General features: G+C 31.8%; 16 protein-coding genes. 9 read left to right on the top strand and 7 right to left on the bottom strand.

From position 1 onward, the window contains the following. Window positions 1-12: 12 nt before the first annotated feature. The 3 genes from P8H50_RS09265 to panB all read right to left on the bottom strand — a co-directional run bounded on the left by P8H50_RS09265 (window position 13) and on the right by panB (window position 3,130). The gene (locus tag P8H50_RS09265) at window positions 13-1,383 is read right to left on the bottom strand and encodes an aldehyde dehydrogenase (RefSeq protein ID WP_300208146.1); all 1,371 of its coding nucleotides are present in this window, start codon (window positions 1,381-1,383) and stop codon (window positions 13-15) included. A 31-nt stretch (window positions 1,384-1,414) separates the two neighbouring features. Continuing rightward, entirely contained in the window at window positions 1,415-2,110 is a 696-nt protein-coding gene (locus P8H50_RS09260) for an RluA family pseudouridine synthase (RefSeq protein WP_300208143.1), read from the bottom strand. 201 nt (window positions 2,111-2,311) lie between these two features. After that, window positions 2,312-3,130, bottom strand: coding sequence for a 3-methyl-2-oxobutanoate hydroxymethyltransferase (gene panB, locus P8H50_RS09255; protein WP_300208140.1), 819 nt, complete (start codon window positions 3,128-3,130; stop codon window positions 2,312-2,314). 103 nt (window positions 3,131-3,233) lie between these two features. Here panB and P8H50_RS09250 point away from each other — a divergent pair, with 103 nt between their 5' ends. Beyond that, window positions 3,234-3,695: a nuclear transport factor 2 family protein gene (locus P8H50_RS09250; protein WP_300208138.1), complete on the top strand. Its 462-nt coding sequence runs from the start codon at window positions 3,234-3,236 to the stop codon at window positions 3,693-3,695. A gap of 49 nt (window positions 3,696-3,744) precedes the next feature. On the opposite strand, the gene P8H50_RS09245 is transcribed toward P8H50_RS09250, so the two are convergent. Both P8H50_RS09245 and P8H50_RS09240 read right to left on the bottom strand, forming a co-directional pair. Then, a complete protein-coding gene (locus tag P8H50_RS09245; RefSeq protein WP_300208135.1) occupies window positions 3,745-5,169 on the bottom strand; it encodes an L-serine ammonia-lyase in 1,425 nt (474 codons plus the stop codon). Between the two features lie 113 nt (window positions 5,170-5,282). Continuing rightward, window positions 5,283-5,777: a dihydrolipoamide dehydrogenase gene (locus P8H50_RS09240; protein ID WP_300208132.1), complete on the bottom strand. Its 495-nt coding sequence runs from the start codon at window positions 5,775-5,777 to the stop codon at window positions 5,283-5,285. Between the two features lie 189 nt (window positions 5,778-5,966). Between P8H50_RS09240 and dnaK the strand changes: the two genes are divergently transcribed. Next, window positions 5,967-7,871, top strand: a complete 1,905-nt coding sequence (gene dnaK, locus P8H50_RS09235) for a molecular chaperone DnaK (protein WP_300208130.1) — start codon at window positions 5,967-5,969, stop codon at window positions 7,869-7,871. Window positions 7,872-7,926: 55 nt separating this feature from the next. On the opposite strand, the gene P8H50_RS09230 is transcribed toward dnaK, so the two are convergent. Then, on the bottom strand, window positions 7,927-8,826 hold the full coding sequence (locus P8H50_RS09230; protein ID WP_300208127.1) for a Brp/Blh family beta-carotene 15,15'-dioxygenase: 900 nt from the start codon (window positions 8,824-8,826) through the stop codon (window positions 7,927-7,929). Window positions 8,827-8,944: 118 nt separating this feature from the next. Here P8H50_RS09230 and P8H50_RS09225 point away from each other — a divergent pair, with 118 nt between their 5' ends. From P8H50_RS09225 to P8H50_RS09210, 4 genes are all read left to right on the top strand, one after another. After that, window positions 8,945-9,685, top strand: coding sequence for a bacteriorhodopsin-like (locus P8H50_RS09225; RefSeq protein ID WP_300208125.1), 741 nt, complete (start codon window positions 8,945-8,947; stop codon window positions 9,683-9,685). A gap of 111 nt (window positions 9,686-9,796) precedes the next feature. Further along, the gene (locus tag P8H50_RS09220) at window positions 9,797-10,273 is read left to right on the top strand and encodes a methyltransferase domain-containing protein (protein ID WP_300208122.1); all 477 of its coding nucleotides are present in this window, start codon (window positions 9,797-9,799) and stop codon (window positions 10,271-10,273) included. Window positions 10,274-10,606: 333 nt separating this feature from the next. Then, entirely contained in the window at window positions 10,607-11,554 is a 948-nt protein-coding gene (locus P8H50_RS09215; protein WP_300208119.1) for a nitronate monooxygenase, read from the top strand. Window positions 11,555-11,616: 62 nt separating this feature from the next. Then, complete coding sequence (locus P8H50_RS09210; protein WP_300208117.1) at window positions 11,617-12,186, top strand: hypothetical protein; 570 nt, start codon at window positions 11,617-11,619, stop codon at window positions 12,184-12,186. 32 nt (window positions 12,187-12,218) lie between these two features. On the opposite strand, the gene P8H50_RS09205 is transcribed toward P8H50_RS09210, so the two are convergent. Beyond that, window positions 12,219-12,851, bottom strand: a complete 633-nt coding sequence (locus tag P8H50_RS09205) for an esterase (protein ID WP_300208115.1) — start codon at window positions 12,849-12,851, stop codon at window positions 12,219-12,221. A gap of 57 nt (window positions 12,852-12,908) precedes the next feature. Between P8H50_RS09205 and P8H50_RS09200 the strand changes: the two genes are divergently transcribed. From P8H50_RS09200 to P8H50_RS09190, 3 genes are read left to right on the top strand one after another with little or no spacing between them, the layout of a single operon-like run. After that, window positions 12,909-13,337 (top strand): hotdog fold thioesterase, encoded by a 429-nt coding sequence (locus tag P8H50_RS09200; RefSeq protein WP_300208112.1) that lies wholly within the window; start codon window positions 12,909-12,911, stop codon window positions 13,335-13,337. Next, a complete protein-coding gene (locus P8H50_RS09195) occupies window positions 13,338-14,450 on the top strand; it encodes a chorismate-binding protein (protein ID WP_300208110.1) in 1,113 nt (370 codons plus the stop codon). 40 nt (window positions 14,451-14,490) lie between these two features. After that, window positions 14,491-16,239 carry a 2-succinyl-5-enolpyruvyl-6-hydroxy-3-cyclohexene-1-carboxylate synthase gene (locus tag P8H50_RS09190; protein ID WP_300208107.1) on the top strand — a complete coding sequence of 583 codons (1,749 nt, stop codon included), beginning with the start codon at window positions 14,491-14,493 and terminating at the stop codon, window positions 16,237-16,239. Window positions 16,240-16,280 lie beyond the last annotated feature (41 nt).

Below are 16,280 nucleotides of genomic sequence, written 5' to 3'. Positions count from 1 at the left end.
TTTTAAAGTAACTTATAGCCACTTTAATAGCTTCTTCACTTTTTTAAGTTTCCCAGTGTAAGGTGCATATCGTAAAGGTAAATCTAACCAATTTCCTTTTTTTACAACTGCTTTTTTATGCGAAAAGGTGTCGAAAGACAATTTACCATGGTAGGCTCCAATACCACTATTTCCAACACCTCCAAAAGGTAATCTGTGGTTTGCAAAGTGAATTACAGTATCGTTAATACAACCACCTCCAAAAGAGAAGGTTTCTATAATTTTTCTAGCTTTAGCAGTGTTTGTACTAAAAACATAAAGTGATAAAGGTTTTTCGTATTTAGAAATGATAGTTTCAATGTCTTGTTTATTTTTATAAGCCAGAACAGGTAAGATAGGTCCAAAAATCTCATCTTTCATGACTTCGCTATCTAAACTTGGTTCATCTATTAAAGTAGGAGAGATGTAATTTGTTTCAGCATCAGTCTGTCCACCTATAATACAATTTTCATTGTCTAGCATTTTAGCCAACCGATTAAAATTCTTTTTGTTTACTATTCTGCAAAAATCGCTTGAAGCTTTTGGTTCACTGGTGTAAGCCTTTTCAATTTCTGTTTTCATAGCTTTATAAAAATCTTCTTTTTTACTATGATGAATTAATATATAATCTGGAGCTATACAGGTTTGTCCTGCATTTAAAAATTTGCCCCAAACAATTCGCTTAGCTGTTAGTTTTATATTTGCAGTTTCATCGATAATACATGGGTTTTTGCCACCTAGTTCTAAAGTTGTAGGTGTCAAATATTCAGCTGCAGCTTTTGCTACTATTTTTCCAACATTTACGCTTCCTGTAAAGAATATATAATCCCAACGTTGCGCTAATAATATTGTAGAAACATCAACTCCACCTTCTATAACGCTTACATGTTCTGGTTTAAAGACCGTTTTTATTATGTTATTTAATAGAGCAGAAGTATTTTGTGTGAGTTCACTAGGCTTCAAAACCACTGTGTTTCCTGCTGCAATAGCAGCAACCATTGGTGTTATTGCTAATTGGTACGGATAATTCCAAGGTGCAATAATTAATGTTTGTCCGTAAGGTTCAGAGTATAATCTATCTGAAGATGGGAAATTTAATAAACTAGGTCTAACTCGTTTTGGTTTCGCCCATTTATTAATGTTTTTAATCATTAAATCTAAATCAGATAATACAACAGTTGTTTCTGTTAACACAGTTTCAAAAGCTGGCTTTTTAAAGTCTTTAGCTAAAGCTTCAATAATATCGCTTTCACGTTTTATGAGTTCCATTTTTAACTGTTGTAAAACCAGCTTTCGGTAAGTTACATTTATTGTGTCACCAGTTTTAAAAAAGTTTTTTTGAGATTGTAATAGTTCAGGAATCATAAGAATTATAGTATTACGTAAATGTAGCAATTTAAAGGCAAGCATCCCAAATAGCATCTTTTGGTAAAGGCGCAGTGATATCTAATTCAATTTTAGAGACAGGATGAACAAATTTAATATTTCTAGCATGTAAGCTAATACTTGCATCTTTATTACTTCTATCGAATCCATATTTTAAATCACCTTTTATGGGAGAACCAATATTAGATAATTGTACACGAATTTGATGGTGGCGACCTGTTTCTAAATTCACCTCTAATAGAAAATAGTTATCTAAAGTCTTAATAGTTTTGTAATGTAAAATGGCTTTTTTGCTATCTGGTACTTGGTTTATATGTGCTTTAGACTTATTATTTTTAGGATTCTTTTTTAGCCAATGCGTTAAAGAGTCCGATTCTTTTTCAGGTTGATTTTTTACTAAAGCCCAATAGGTTTTTGAGATGTTTTTAGAGACGAATAGCTTATTTAATCGAGGTAATACTTTACTCGTTTTAGCAAAAATAACTAAGCCAGTTGTTGGTCTGTCTAGTCTATGAACGGTTCCTAAATACACATTGCCTGGCTTATTGTATTTTTCTGCAATGTATTCTTTAACAACATCGCTAAGTGGTTTATCTCCAGTTTTATCACCTTGTACGATATCTCCAGCCCGTTTGTTGACTACAATAATGTGATTGTCTTCGTATAGGACTTGAAGGTTGGATTTGTTTGAAAGAATTTTTAACACTGAAATAAGTTATAAGTATTTAAAATGCCTAGAGTTTACTGATAACTGAAGACTTAACCTAATATTTTTTTACACTGAGATTCATAAAGTTTTAACTGAGATTCACAGAGAAATTATAGTAAAGTTAACAAGCTTTAATGTCCACAATCTGCTTTATTACTTTGTGGCTTAGGGACTTTTAAAAAAAAAAAAACTAAAAGGTTAGTATTGTTCACTATCATTAGGGAAGTCTCCACTTTTAACATCCTCACCATATTGCGTAAAAGCAGTAGTCATCTCTTCATATAAATTCATGTAGCGTCTTAAAAAACGCGGATTGAATTCATGTGTCATCCCAACCATATCGTGAGTAACCAAAACCTGGCCATCAACACCATTTCCAGCACCAATACCTATTACAGGAATAGAAACACTTTTAGCAACTTCTTGAGCTAACTTAGCAGGTATTTTTTCTAAAACTATAGCAAAACAACCTGCTTTTTCAAGCATTAGAGCATCTTCTTTAAGTTGTTGTGCTTCTTGTTCTTGTTTTGCACGAACAGTATAAGTACCAAATTTATAAATAGATTGTGGTGTTAAACCTAAGTGTCCCATTACAGGAATTCCAGCATTTAAAATACGTTTAATAGATTCTTTCACCTCTTTTCCACCTTCCATTTTAACAGCGTGTCCTCCAGATTCTTTCATTATTCTTATGGCAGAACGTAAGGCCTCTTTTGGATCACTCTGGTAGCTACCAAAAGGTAAATCTACAACAACTAAAGAACGTTCAATTGCACGAACTACAGATGAGGCATGATAAATCATTTGGTCTAAAGTTATAGGTAAAGTCGTTTCGTGTCCTGCCATAACATTACTGGCAGAATCGCCAACCAAAATTACGTCTATTCCAGCTCCATCAACAATTTTTGCCATGGTATAATCGTAAGCTGTTAACATAGATATTTTTTCTCCACGTTTTTTCATATCGACTAACGATTTTACAGTTACTCTTTTATATTCTTTTTTTGCTACAGACATTTAGTTTAATTTAAGATAGGATGTAAAAATACTAAATTACTATATAATGTTCAGTTTTTATTTAAAGCTGAAAAACAATACATTGCATTTAAATTATTCTACTATGAAATACTACATTATAATTATCATGCTTTTTTTCTTCGGAAATATTACTGCGCAATCTGAAGCTGAAACAGAAGTTAAACAAACTATTGAAACTTTTTTTGAAGGTTTTCATAAGCAAGATAGTACTATAATGAATTCTATAATTTATAAGGATATAAAGTTACAATCCATAGGAAAGAATAGAGAAGGAGCGCTTGAGTTAACAACTACAGTATATTCTAAATTTTTAAAATCTATTGTGTCTATACCTCAAGATCAAAAATTTGAAGAAAAAATATTAAACTACACTATTCAAATTGATGGGAATATGGCAAATGCATGGACAGACTATCAGTTCTGGTTTAATGGTCAATTTAGCCATTGTGGTGTTAATTCCTTTCAGCTTATAAAAGAAAACAATACTTGGAAAATTTTCTATTTAGTAGACACACGTCGTCGCGAAGGATGCAATAAGGAATGAACATTACTCTGTATTTACTGAAAACTGTACACTGCTGAATATTTTTTTCTTAACAATCTGCCATGTTAACTCTAACTGCTAATCCACCTTTGCTAGTTTCTTTATACTTGTTATTCATGTCTTTGGCTGTTTCCCACATGGTTTCCACGACTTTATCTAAAGGTACTTTTGTATTTTTTGGATCTGTTTCTAAAGCTAACTCAGCGGCATTAATGGCTTTAATAGCTCCCATACTATTACGTTCTATACATGGTATTTGCACCAAACCACCAATTGGGTCACAGGTTAAACCTAAGTGATGTTCCATAGCTATTTCGGCAGCAATCATTACTTGTTCTGGTGTACCACCAAGTAACTCTGTTAAGGCTCCAGCTGCCATTGCAGAACTTACACCAATTTCGGCTTGACATCCACCCATAGCAGCACTAATAGTTGCTCCTTTTTTAAAAATACTTCCAATTTCTCCAGCCACAAGTAAAAACTGCTTGATGTGTTTAAAATTGGCTTCATGGTTTTCTATGACTAAATAATACATTAAAACCGATGGTATTACACCTGCACTTCCGTTTGTAGGAGCTGTAACTACACGACCAAGAGATGCATTGACTTCATTAACAGCTAAGGCAAAGCAGCTTACCCATTTTAAAATTTGTCTGAATTTTACTTCACTCTGCCTAATAGATTCTAACCAATCTTGAGAAGTTACATAAGGCATTTCTATATTTAAATTCTTGTGCATATCAAAAGCACGACGCCTAACATTTAATCCTCCAGGTAGAGTGCCTTCAGTATGGCAACCAGTAAACATACAATCTAACATGGTTTGCCAGATGCGTTGTAGTTCAGAATCTATAGTCTTGTCGTCTCTAAGGGATCTTTCATTTTCTAAAACAATTTCAGAAATCGACTTATTTTCAGATTGACAAAAGGCCAATAATTCTGTAGCTTTATCTACTGGAAATGGAAATTCTTTTTTTAGAATTTTGTTTTCAGCGTCAATGGTTCGTTCTTCTTTAATTACAAAACCACCACCAATAGAATAGAAGGTAGATTGGTGAATTTCGGTATTAAACTTAAAAGCGGTAAATGTTATAGCATTAGAATGAAATGGAAGAAACACACGATTAAAAATAATTTCTGAATGTCTATCGAAGTCAATTATTTTTTCATTGCCTAAAACGAGTTTTTCGGTATTATCTATAGAAGCTATGATAATATCTATGGTTTCAGTTGGTATGTATTCAGGATCGCTTCCACTCAAACCTAGCATGATTGCTAAATCTGTGGCATGACCTTTTCCTGTTAAAGATAGTGAACCATATAAATCGACTTGAACTCTAGTAACGTCTTTAAAAACGTTTTCTTCTTTTAACTCATGCAACCAACGTTCTGCTGCACGCCAAGGTCCTAACGTGTGAGAGCTTGATGGTCCTACTCCAATTTTAAGCATATCGAAAACCGAAATACATTCCATAATTACTATATCGTTTTAGTTACACAAATATAGCTTTTTGTCTAAGCTCTAAGCATAAAAAAACAGCTTCAATTATTAAATGAAGCTGCCATACTAAGTAATACATTTATTAATTACTTAACGTATTGTTTAATCTCGTTATAATTGTTAATATCTATGTTTCTATTATTTATAAAATCTACAGGTAAAACCACAATTCTAAAGGTTTGATTAATCCGTTCATTATCTGTTAACAAGTTAAAATTAAAAGTTGGATGAGAGTCAATAAAAATGGTAACAAAATCGAAGTTGTGTTCAAAATTATATTGAAATTCCTCTGCGGCATTAATATATATAGTTTCAGGAAGTGGTTTCCAGACATCAAAACCGTCTATTTGACCTCTTAAATGATAAACTAATACCATATCAGATTCAAATAACTCAATATTTAGAGGAACCTCTAAAGACTCTTGGTAATTATTAGTAGATGAAAAACTTATGGTTCTTTCAAAAGATTGTCCTACAAAATTGACGCCATCAAAACCGTCGAATCCAGGAGGACCTTGCGGACCTTCGCAAGATGTTAAAAATAATGTAAGAACTGTGATAATAGATAATATACGCTTCATGATATTTGTTTTTATTTAATTTATATCAAAACTGATACCAAAGTAAGATGAAATTAAATTATTTCAGAAATATAACATATGACATCATGTCACATTTTTTCTACTGGCATAATCATTGTTTTAACCAATACGTAAATAATTATTAAAATACATTTCCGCAAAAGCGGCAAACTAAAACAAATATAAATTATGAGTAAGATTATTGGAATCGATTTAGGAACTACCAACTCTTGCGTTTCTGTAATGGAAGGTAACGAGCCAGTAGTTATCCCAAATGCAGAAGGTAAAAGAACAACTCCATCTGTAATTGCCTTTGTAGAAGGTGGTGAAATTAAAGTTGGAGATCCAGCTAAAAGACAAGCAGTAACTAATCCAACTAAAACAGTTTATTCTGTTAAACGTTTTATGGGTAACAAGTATTCTGAATCTAAAAAAGAGGCAGAGCGTGTACCATATAAAGTAGTAAAAGGAGATAATGACACACCTCGTGTGGATATTGATGGTCGTTTATACACACCTCAAGAATTATCTGCAATGGTATTACAAAAAATGAAAAAAACTGCTGAAGATTATTTAGGAACTTCAGTAAGTGAAGCAGTAATTACTGTACCAGCATATTTTAACGATGCACAACGTCAAGCTACAAAAGAAGCTGGAGAAATTGCAGGTTTAAAGGTACGTCGAATTATTAATGAGCCAACAGCAGCAGCTTTAGCTTATGGTATGGACAAAAAAGGAACAGACCAAAAAATAGTAGTATTCGATTTTGGTGGAGGAACACATGATGTATCTATCCTAGAATTAGGAGATGGTGTATTTGAAGTGTTATCTACAGATGGAGATACGCATTTAGGTGGAGACGATGTAGACCAAAAAATTATAGATTGGTTAGCAGATGAGTTCAATGCAGAAGAAGGTATGGATTTACGTAAAGATGCAATGTCTTTACAACGTGTTAAAGAAGCTGCAGAAAAAGCGAAAATTGAATTATCATCTTCTGAATCAACTGAAATTAATTTACCATACATTACAGCTACTGCTAGTGGACCAAAACACTTAGTGCGTACATTAACACGATCTAAATTCGAACAGTTAATTGACGATTTAGTAAAAAGAACAATTGAGCCATGTGCTACAGCTTTAAAAGCTGCAGGTTTATCTAAAAGCGATATCGATCAAGTTATTTTAGTTGGTGGATCTACACGTATTCCAGCAGTACAACAAGCAGTAGAAAAGTTCTTTGGAAAAACACCTTCAAAAGGTGTAAATCCTGATGAAGTGGTCTCTTTAGGAGCAGCAATACAAGGTGGAGTTTTATCTGGAGATGTTAAAGATGTATTACTTTTAGATGTAACACCTTTATCTTTAGGTATTGAAACAATGGGTAACGTAATGACAAAACTTATTGAAGCCAATACAACAATACCTACTAAAAAGTCGCAAGTATTCTCTACTGCAGCAGATAATCAACCTTCAGTAGAAATCCACGTGTTACAAGGAGAACGTGCTATGGCTGCAGACAATAAAACTATTGGTCGTTTTCATTTAGACGGTATTCCTCCAGCACAAAGAGGAACACCTCAAATTGAAGTAACCTTTGATATTGATGCTAACGGAATTATTAAAGTTTCTGCAACAGATAAAGCAACAAACAAGACACAAGACATTAGAATCGAAGCGTCTTCTGGATTAACTGAAGAAGAAATTCAAAAAATGAAAGCTGATGCTGAAGCTAATGCAGATGCAGATGCTAAAGCAGCAGAAAATGCTAAGAAATTAAACGAAGCAGATTCTATGATTTTTCAAACTGAAAAGCAATTAAAAGAATTTGGTGATAAATTATCTAATGATAAAAAAGCACCAATTGAAGACGCTTTAGAAGAATTGAAAAAGGCTTATGAAACTAAAGATATCGCAGTTATAGAGCCAGCGTTAGAGAAAATTAACGAAGCTTGGAAAGTAGCTAGTGAAGAAATGTATAAAGCACAAGCTGAAGCTCAAGGTGGAGCAGCAGGACCAGAAGCAGGAGCAGGAGAACCAGCTCAAGCAGAAGGTGACAATGTTGAAGATGTAGATTTCGAAGAGGTAAAATAAGCTTTTTGTTATCCTGCACTTGATGCAAAACCAATAAATACTAAAAACGTAATCATTAATTTGATTGCGTTTTTTTATGCTTAAACATTTTATTTATTACCAAGGCATGAGGAAAGGTTATGGCTGCAATAAAGGAAAACAAAATAGCATAAAGTAGTTTCTCTTCTTTAAAAATTGATACAACAACTACTATTCCAACTAAAGAAACTAACCAATACGGAAAAGCACCTTTTAGATAATTTATAATAGTTTCCTTTTTAAAACTACCATAAATAAAATGCACTTGCTCAAAAAGTGAAGGAATACTGTGCCAAAGGATAAAATATATTGTAAATCCCCAAATTAAAGTAGAAACCTTGAAGACTATAGCAAAAACGATTAAATAAAATAATTCTTTAAATATTATAGTATTAAAGTTTTGTATTGTATTAAATAATTTCAATGCTAGTAACACCAACGCTATTGATGAGCTTACAAGACCATAAATTATAATTTCTTCAAAAATGGTATAATTGGTTATGGAATAAATAACCTCAATTACTTCTGTTGCATTAAATAGGAATAAAAGAAAAAGAATAAATAACCCATAGAAGAGATAAAATAATTTAACAAAAAATGGATTGGATTTTTTCATTTTACTTTCCCAATGTTGTTCTCCAAAATGAAAAGCACTAAAAATTATAAATAATATAAAAGCTATAATAGGTATGTAATAAAATAATACAACTGCTGAAAATACGGTAAGTAAATAAACACCTAAAACTTTAAAAAATGGATGTTTTGTCTTTTTGTTAGAAATATTTTCTATTAATAAGATGTCATTAGATCCATGTAAGATTCCGAAAGAAAAAATTAAAATAAAACCCAAAATTATTTCATATTCTCCAGGAACTATGGAAGTAATCCATAATCCTAAAAAACTCAACACAATTGATATATTGTAAATTTTGTCCATTTAATTATACAAGATTAATAATAAAAAACAAAAAATTTTGTTAAAATCGAAATAACTTTGTTAAAAAATTTAGTAACTTTGTTAAAACATAATTTATAATTAACTAAACAATTTCACTATGAAAACTTTATTATTTTTTGCAGACGTTACCCAAAAAATGGATCCAACTGATTATGTAGGATTTACATTTTTTGTTGGTTGTATGGCCATGATGGCAGCATCAGCCTTTTTCTTTTTATCATTAAATCAATTCGATAAAAAGTGGAGAACTTCAGTTTTGGTCTCTGGACTTATTACCTTTATTGCAGCTGTACATTATTTTTACATGAGAGATTATTGGGCAGCTAACATGGAATCTCCAACCTTCTTTAGGTATGTAGATTGGATTTTAACTGTACCATTAATGTGTGTAGAGTTTTACTTAATTCTTAAAGTAGCAGGTGCTCAAAAATCACTAATGTGGAAAATGATTTTTTTCTCTGTAGTGATGTTAGTAACAGGTTACTTTGGAGAAGCTGTTTTTAATACAGGTAGTGGACCTGCAGTTTGGGGAGCAATCTCAGGTGCTGCATACTTCTACATTGTTTATGAAATATGGCTAGGAAGTGCAAAAAAATTGGCAGTAGCTGCTGGTGGAGATGTATTGAGTGCACACAAAATTTTATGTTGGTTTGTTTTAGTAGGTTGGGCAATCTACCCATTAGGATATATGATGGGAACTGAAGGATGGTACAACTCTATTTTACCACAAGGAGGAATTGATGTAGTGTATAACATTGCAGATGCTATTAATAAAATAGGATTTGGATTAGTTATATACTCATTAGCAGTAAAAAAGAATGAAACTGTTATTAGTTAGTTAATAAGTTAGTATATTCATTCTTAATTAAGCGTAACTCTCTAGAGTTACGCTTTTTTTATTTAATGTCATTTTATTAAATTAATTTAGCGACACTAATATTAATAATTGATGTACAAAAACTTAAAAAAAGTCATTAAAAAAATAGTTCCAAAAGCATTAATCTATAAAAACGAAAAATTTTTAAGAAGCGTAATTGCTTTAAAGTATAAAGGCAATACATTTAAATGTAATATCTGCGAGTTTAAGTTATCTCAATTCATCGAAAACGAAAGAGGAGGTCGTCTTTGCCCTAAATGTGGAAGCGTCTCTAGATCAAGACGGTTATGGCATATTTTAAAAGATGAGGTTGAAGGTAAAGTAATGCTTCATTTTTCTCCTTCGCTTAAATTAAGTCAAAATATTAAAAACTCTAAAGTAAAAGAATATATTACAACAGATTATGTGGGTGAGTTTAATGCTAATAAACAATTGGATATTGAAAATATAAATGAACCAGATCAGTATTTTGATTGTATTGTATGTTTTCACATTTTAGAGCATATCAAGCTAGACACTAAAGCAATGTCAGAGCTTTTAGAATATTAAAACCTAATGGTACCTGCTACATTCAAACACCTTTTAAGGATGGTACAATTTATGAAGATGATACCATTATAAGTAAAGTAGAGCGACTAAAACACTTTGGGCAAGAAGATCATGTAAGAATTTATTCTGTTTCTGGATTAATAGAACGTCTTCATAATGTTGGCTTTACAACAGAAACGCTTCATTTTACAAACGCTAAAGACAATCTTTTTGGTTTTTCTGAAAACGAAACAATTATAAAAGCCTTTAGGAATTAAAATATTATTTTTGTGCGTTTAGTTAAAAGCTATGCATGCATAATATTTATTATATTTGTTTAAATTTACAAGTCATATGAAAACCAAACTCACACAACTTTTAAACATAAAACACCCAATTATTCAAGCACCAATGTTTTTGGTATCTAACGTAGTAATGGTAACAGAAGCGATGAAAGGAGGTATTGCAGGTTGCATACCAGCGCTTAATTACAGAACACTTGATGAGTTACGTGCTGCCTTAAAGCAATTAAAAGCAAATAAGGTAGAAGGTGGAGCTTTTGGCTTTAATTTAATTGTTAACAAATCGAATTTAAAATATAAAGGACAATTAGAAGTCATTTGCCAAGAAGGCTGCGATTTTATAATTACTTCCCTTGGAAGTCCAGAAGAAACCATAAAACAAGCACATAAAGCAGGCATAAAAGTATTTTGTGATGTTACGGATTTGCGTTTTGCAGAAAAAGTACAACAGCTAGGAGCAGATGCTGCTATTGCAGTTAATAGCGAAGCTGGAGGACATAGAGGCAACTTATCTCCAGAGGAGTTAACTAGTCAATTAAGTAAAGCTTTAAGTATTCCAGTAATTTCTGCTGGAGGTGTTGGCTGTAGAGCAGATATAGATAGAATGTTAAGCTATGGAGCAGAAGGCGTTAGCGTTGGAAGTCCGTTTATAGCCTCTGTTGAAGCAGAAGTAACAGACGAGTACAAACAGGCTTGTGTAGATTATGGCGCAGATGATATAGTGATGACACAACGTATTTCTGGTACACCATGTACAGTAATTAATACTCCATATATTCAAAAAATCGGGACTAAAGAATCTTGGATAGAATCTGTTTTAAACAAAAACAGAAAACTTAAAAAATGGGTAAAAATGATTCGTTTTTCGATAGGTATGAAAGACACAGAAAACGCTGCTAAAAAAGCAACCTATAAAACGGTTTGGGTTGCAGGACCAAGTATAGAGCATACCAAAGCGATTTTGCCAGTAAAAGATATTATTGCCAAGTTGGTGAGTTAGAAGCTTTTTTAGAGTAGCATATAAATATTGTATGTTTTAATATTCTCAAACTACTTAAAAAAATGAATAAAGCTGTATTTATTTTTATAATTATATTTTTTTCGTCTTGTTCAACTCGTGACGATTTAGATATTAAGGACTATCCAATTATTACCTCCATAAATGAATTATCAGAATATTTTGATCTGAAAATAGACAAATCCGGAAAGTATGAAACAGCAAGTATCACTAATTATTTTGATGGATCTACAGAGTTAGAATATACTTATGAATTATTAGAGTCACAAAAATATGATCCTTTATATTACTCCATAACAGTTGATAAAGAGAGAAGTATAAAAGATGCTAAAGAAGTGTATCTTCTTGGAAAAGGAGCACTAAGTTTAGTAGGAAATTCTTTTGGACAAGGCACTAAAGAAATTGATACAATTAAGCTTCCAGGAGATAATTCTTATTATGCGCTAAGAACGCTTGATGGAGAACCAAATGGTATGTTCTATATTGTTAGACAAGGAAGAACAGTATATACAATGATGGTATCTGGACTTTATACTCCAGACCATAGTTTACTTTTAGATTTATTGATGCCAAAAACAGTTAATCTAGATAAATTTGAATTTGTTAAAAAATAGTATTTGTAATTCAAACTCAAAAATGGTTAGACCTAAACCAACCCATTAATAATTTCTACATTAACCACATGCTTCCCATTAAAAGGCATAATATTTACTTCATCACCAAATAATTCTCTTGAACGATTGGTTTCATAAGCCATACGTTCTTCATTTAAATAGTCATCCTCAGTACCATAAACTAGAGATACTTTAGCTTTTAAAAATGCAAAATCATCTGCAACTAATTCCTTTGGTATGCCTCCAGAATGTAATACTAATTGTGAACATTGTAGTTTACGGTGTTTTAGATATCGAGTAGATACACTAACGCCTTGAGAGTAGCCAAAAATAATCAGGTTTTTGCTATCAGGAATTTCTTCTTCAGCTAAAATCGCATCAAAATAACGCATAATATTTTCGGTTTCTTTTACTGTGTTCTCTTTGGTTAACCAACAGGCACCAACATGTTTAAAACCATTTTGATAATACAAACTTGGAGCTTGAGGAGCAATAATGTAATTGTCTTCAGCATTTAGTCCTTTAAAATAGTTTATAAAATATTTGCTTAAATAACCCATACCATGGCAAACCAACCAGACATTTTTTGTGTTTTTGGTTAAAGTGTTTAAAGTAGAATATGGTTTTTTAGTACTGTAAAATATTTCTTTTTCTTTTGACTGCATTGTGCTTTGTTTCGTATTTTTACAAGATAAAATGAAGTATAAAAATACATTAAATAGATGAGTCTTTCTAAAAAAGAAATGCTTGCCAAAGCAAATGCAGCAAGTCAAAATACATTAATGGAAACTTTAAACATAGAAATTACCGACTTTGGTGATGATTTTTTAGTTGCTAGAATGCCAGTAACACCTAGAGTACACCAACCAGATGGTGTCTTACATGGTGGAGCAACAGCAGCCTTGGCAGAAAGTGTTGGTAGTTTTGCTTCTCATATTTTTATTGACACAGAAAAGTTGTTTGTTCGTGGTTTAGAAATTACTGCCAACCATTTAAAGAGCGTAACAGATGGTTTTGTTTATGCAAAAGCTACTTTTTTACATAAAGGTAGAACCACACAATTATTAGATATTAGAGTAACAGATGAAGCCGGTAATTTAGTCTCTATTTGTAGATTATCTACAATTTCGTTACCAAAAAAGAAGGAGTAAATGCTATTAGAAGATTTTTTTGAAATAGCCCAAAACCAATTTAACGATGCTTTGCCCTTTGTGTTATATCAAAAGCCAAACGCGTCTGTAGTAAAAGGTTTGTTTCAAAATAATGATTTGGTTTACACTTCAGAAAACTTAACCGAAAGTGGTTTTGTTTTTGCGCCTTTTAATATTGAAGAACGTACAGTACTTATTCCTAGTAATCAATCTGAAATATTAGAATGTGATTTTGTAATTCCTGCGCAAACAGAAATCAACTTACAGGAAGCTAATAATTTATCTGAAGCCAAATCATTTCATATCAATCTGGTATCGAAAGCTATAAAAGCTATTAAAAATAACACGTTTAAAAAAGTAGTGCTTTCAAGGAAGGAGGAGGTTAGCCTTTTAGAAGGAAATCCAATAGAGCTATTTAAACGCTTGTTATCACAATACAAATCAGCTTTAGTATATTGTTGGTACCATCCTAAAATAGGATTGTGGCTTGGCGCAACACCAGAAACCTTATTAAGCATTACTGGAAATAGGTTTACTACCATGGCTTTGGCAGGAACACAAGCGTATAAAGGCAACAATAATCCTACTTGGAAAACAAAAGAAACCCAAGAACAACAGTTAGTTACCGATTTTTTGGTAAATAATTTACAACCGTTAGTAAGTAGTTTAAATGTTTCAAAAGTAGAAACTGTTAAAGCAGGAACTTTACTACACTTAAGAACTCAAGTTTCAGGAATTTTAAATTCAAATTTAAAAGCAATTGTCGAGGTGTTGCATCCAACACCTGCAGTTTGTGGACTGCCAAAAGCAGTATCAAAACAATTTATATTAGAAAATGAAAACTACAAACGAGAATTTTATACTGGTTTTTTAGGTGAATTAAATATAACCGAGAAAATAACCAGAAACACAAACAGACGTAATATCGAGAACAGTGCTTATAATTCTGTAAAGACCGTTTCGAACTTATTTGTTAATCTAAGGTGTATGCAATTAACAGACGTTAAGGCGCACATTTATATTGGAGGTGGTATTACCAAAGATTCAATTCCAGAACAGGAATGGGAAGAAACTGTTAATAAATCTCAAACCATGAAAAAGGTGTTGTTTTAATTCGGTTTAAAATAGACGATTTTGTATTTTTACATTTCAGATGAAACACCCAAAAATTCCACTCGCTCAAACCGTTGTTCAGCTTTGTAAAGCTAAAAACATACAGCATATTGTATTGTCACCAGGCAGTAGAAATGCACCTTTAACTATAGGATTTTCTCACGATCCTTTTTTTAATTGTTATAGTATTGTAGACGAGCGTTGTGCTGCATTTTTTGCTTTAGGAATTGCACAACAAATTCAAGAACCAGTTGCTGTTGTTTGTACTTCTGGTAGTGCGCTTTTAAATTATTATCCTGCTGTTGCAGAGGCTTTTTATAGTAACATTCCATTAGTTATTTTAAGTGCAGACAGACCAAAACATTTAGTTGGTATTGGAGATGGACAAACTATTAATCAAGAAGACGTATTTAAAAATCATATTTTATATTCTGCTAATTTAAAGCAAGATTTAAGTGAAGAAAATAAACTTGAGTTAGAAGAGTTGCCTTTACTAAAAAATATTAAAAACAAGCTAGAAAAATATCTTGGCTTACAAAGAACAATTCAGCAACATAATGATGAACAGATAAATGCAGCAATAAATACCTCTATTTCACAAAAAGGTCCAATTCATATTAATGTGCCATTTAACGAACCTTTGTATGATATGGTAGACGAATTAGTTGTTAACCCAAAAGTGATTCCGTTATCCAAAAACGGTATTGAAGTTGAAGACTTAAGTGCCTTTATAAAGCAGTGGAATATAGCAAAACGCAAACTAATTTTAGTAGGTTCAAACTTGCCAAATACCGTTAACCAAAACTATCTAGATATTTTAGCAGCAGACGAAAGTGTTTTAGTATTAACTGAAACAACTTCTAATATTCACCATGAGCGTTTTATTCCTGGAATAGACAAGCTAATTGCAGCTCTAAACACAAAAGAATTTGAAGCACTAAAACCAGATATCCTATTAACATTTGGAGAACTTGTTGTGTCTAAAAAAATTAAAAAGTTTTTAAGAGAATATAAACCTAAACAACATTGGCATATTGGAGAACATAACGCTAATGATACCTACTTTGTATTAAATAAAGTATTTAAAACAAGTGTAAATACGTTCTTTTCTAAATTTTTAGTACAAACTAAAGCAATACAAAGCGACTATAATAATTTTTGGCTTTCTGCATTTAAAAGCAGAAGAGAAAAGCATGAAGACTATATAAAATTAATGCCTTATTGCGATTTTAAAGTATTTGCTATTTTATTAAAAGCAATTCCCAGACATTCTCAATTTCAAGTAGGTAATAGCTCAGCCATTAGATACACACAGCTTTTCGATTTAGATACTACTATTCAAGTCTTTTGCAATAGAGGAACAAGTGGAATAGATGGTAGTACAAGTACAGCAATTGGTGCAGCACTAGCCTCTCCATTGCAAACCACTTATATTACTGGAGATTTAAGTTTTCTATACGATAGTAATGCACTTTGGAATAATTACACACCTAACAATTTTAGGATTATTGTTATAAATAATGGAGGTGGAGGTATTTTTAGAATTTTACCTGGACATAAAAACACGTCTAACTTTGATACTTTTTTTGAAACTAAACACAATTTAACAGCAAAACACTTATGTCAAATGTTTGGATTTGAATACGCTACAGCTACAAATGAAAAGGAGTTATCTGTACATTTAGATAATTTTTATACTGTAGGAAAACAGCCTAAATTATTAGAAGTTTTTACTCCTGGAGATAAAAATGATGAGATTCTTTTAAACTATTTTGCCAAGATTAAGTGATTAAACGATAGATTTTTCCGTTTATCGAAATTGAAACTTTA

Source organism: Lacinutrix sp. (assembly GCF_029238095.1).
GTDB lineage: Bacteria > Bacteroidota > Bacteroidia > Flavobacteriales > Flavobacteriaceae > Lacinutrix.
Note: the sequence above shows the minus strand (reverse complement) of the source record. Positions and strands in the feature narration are given on the sequence as shown.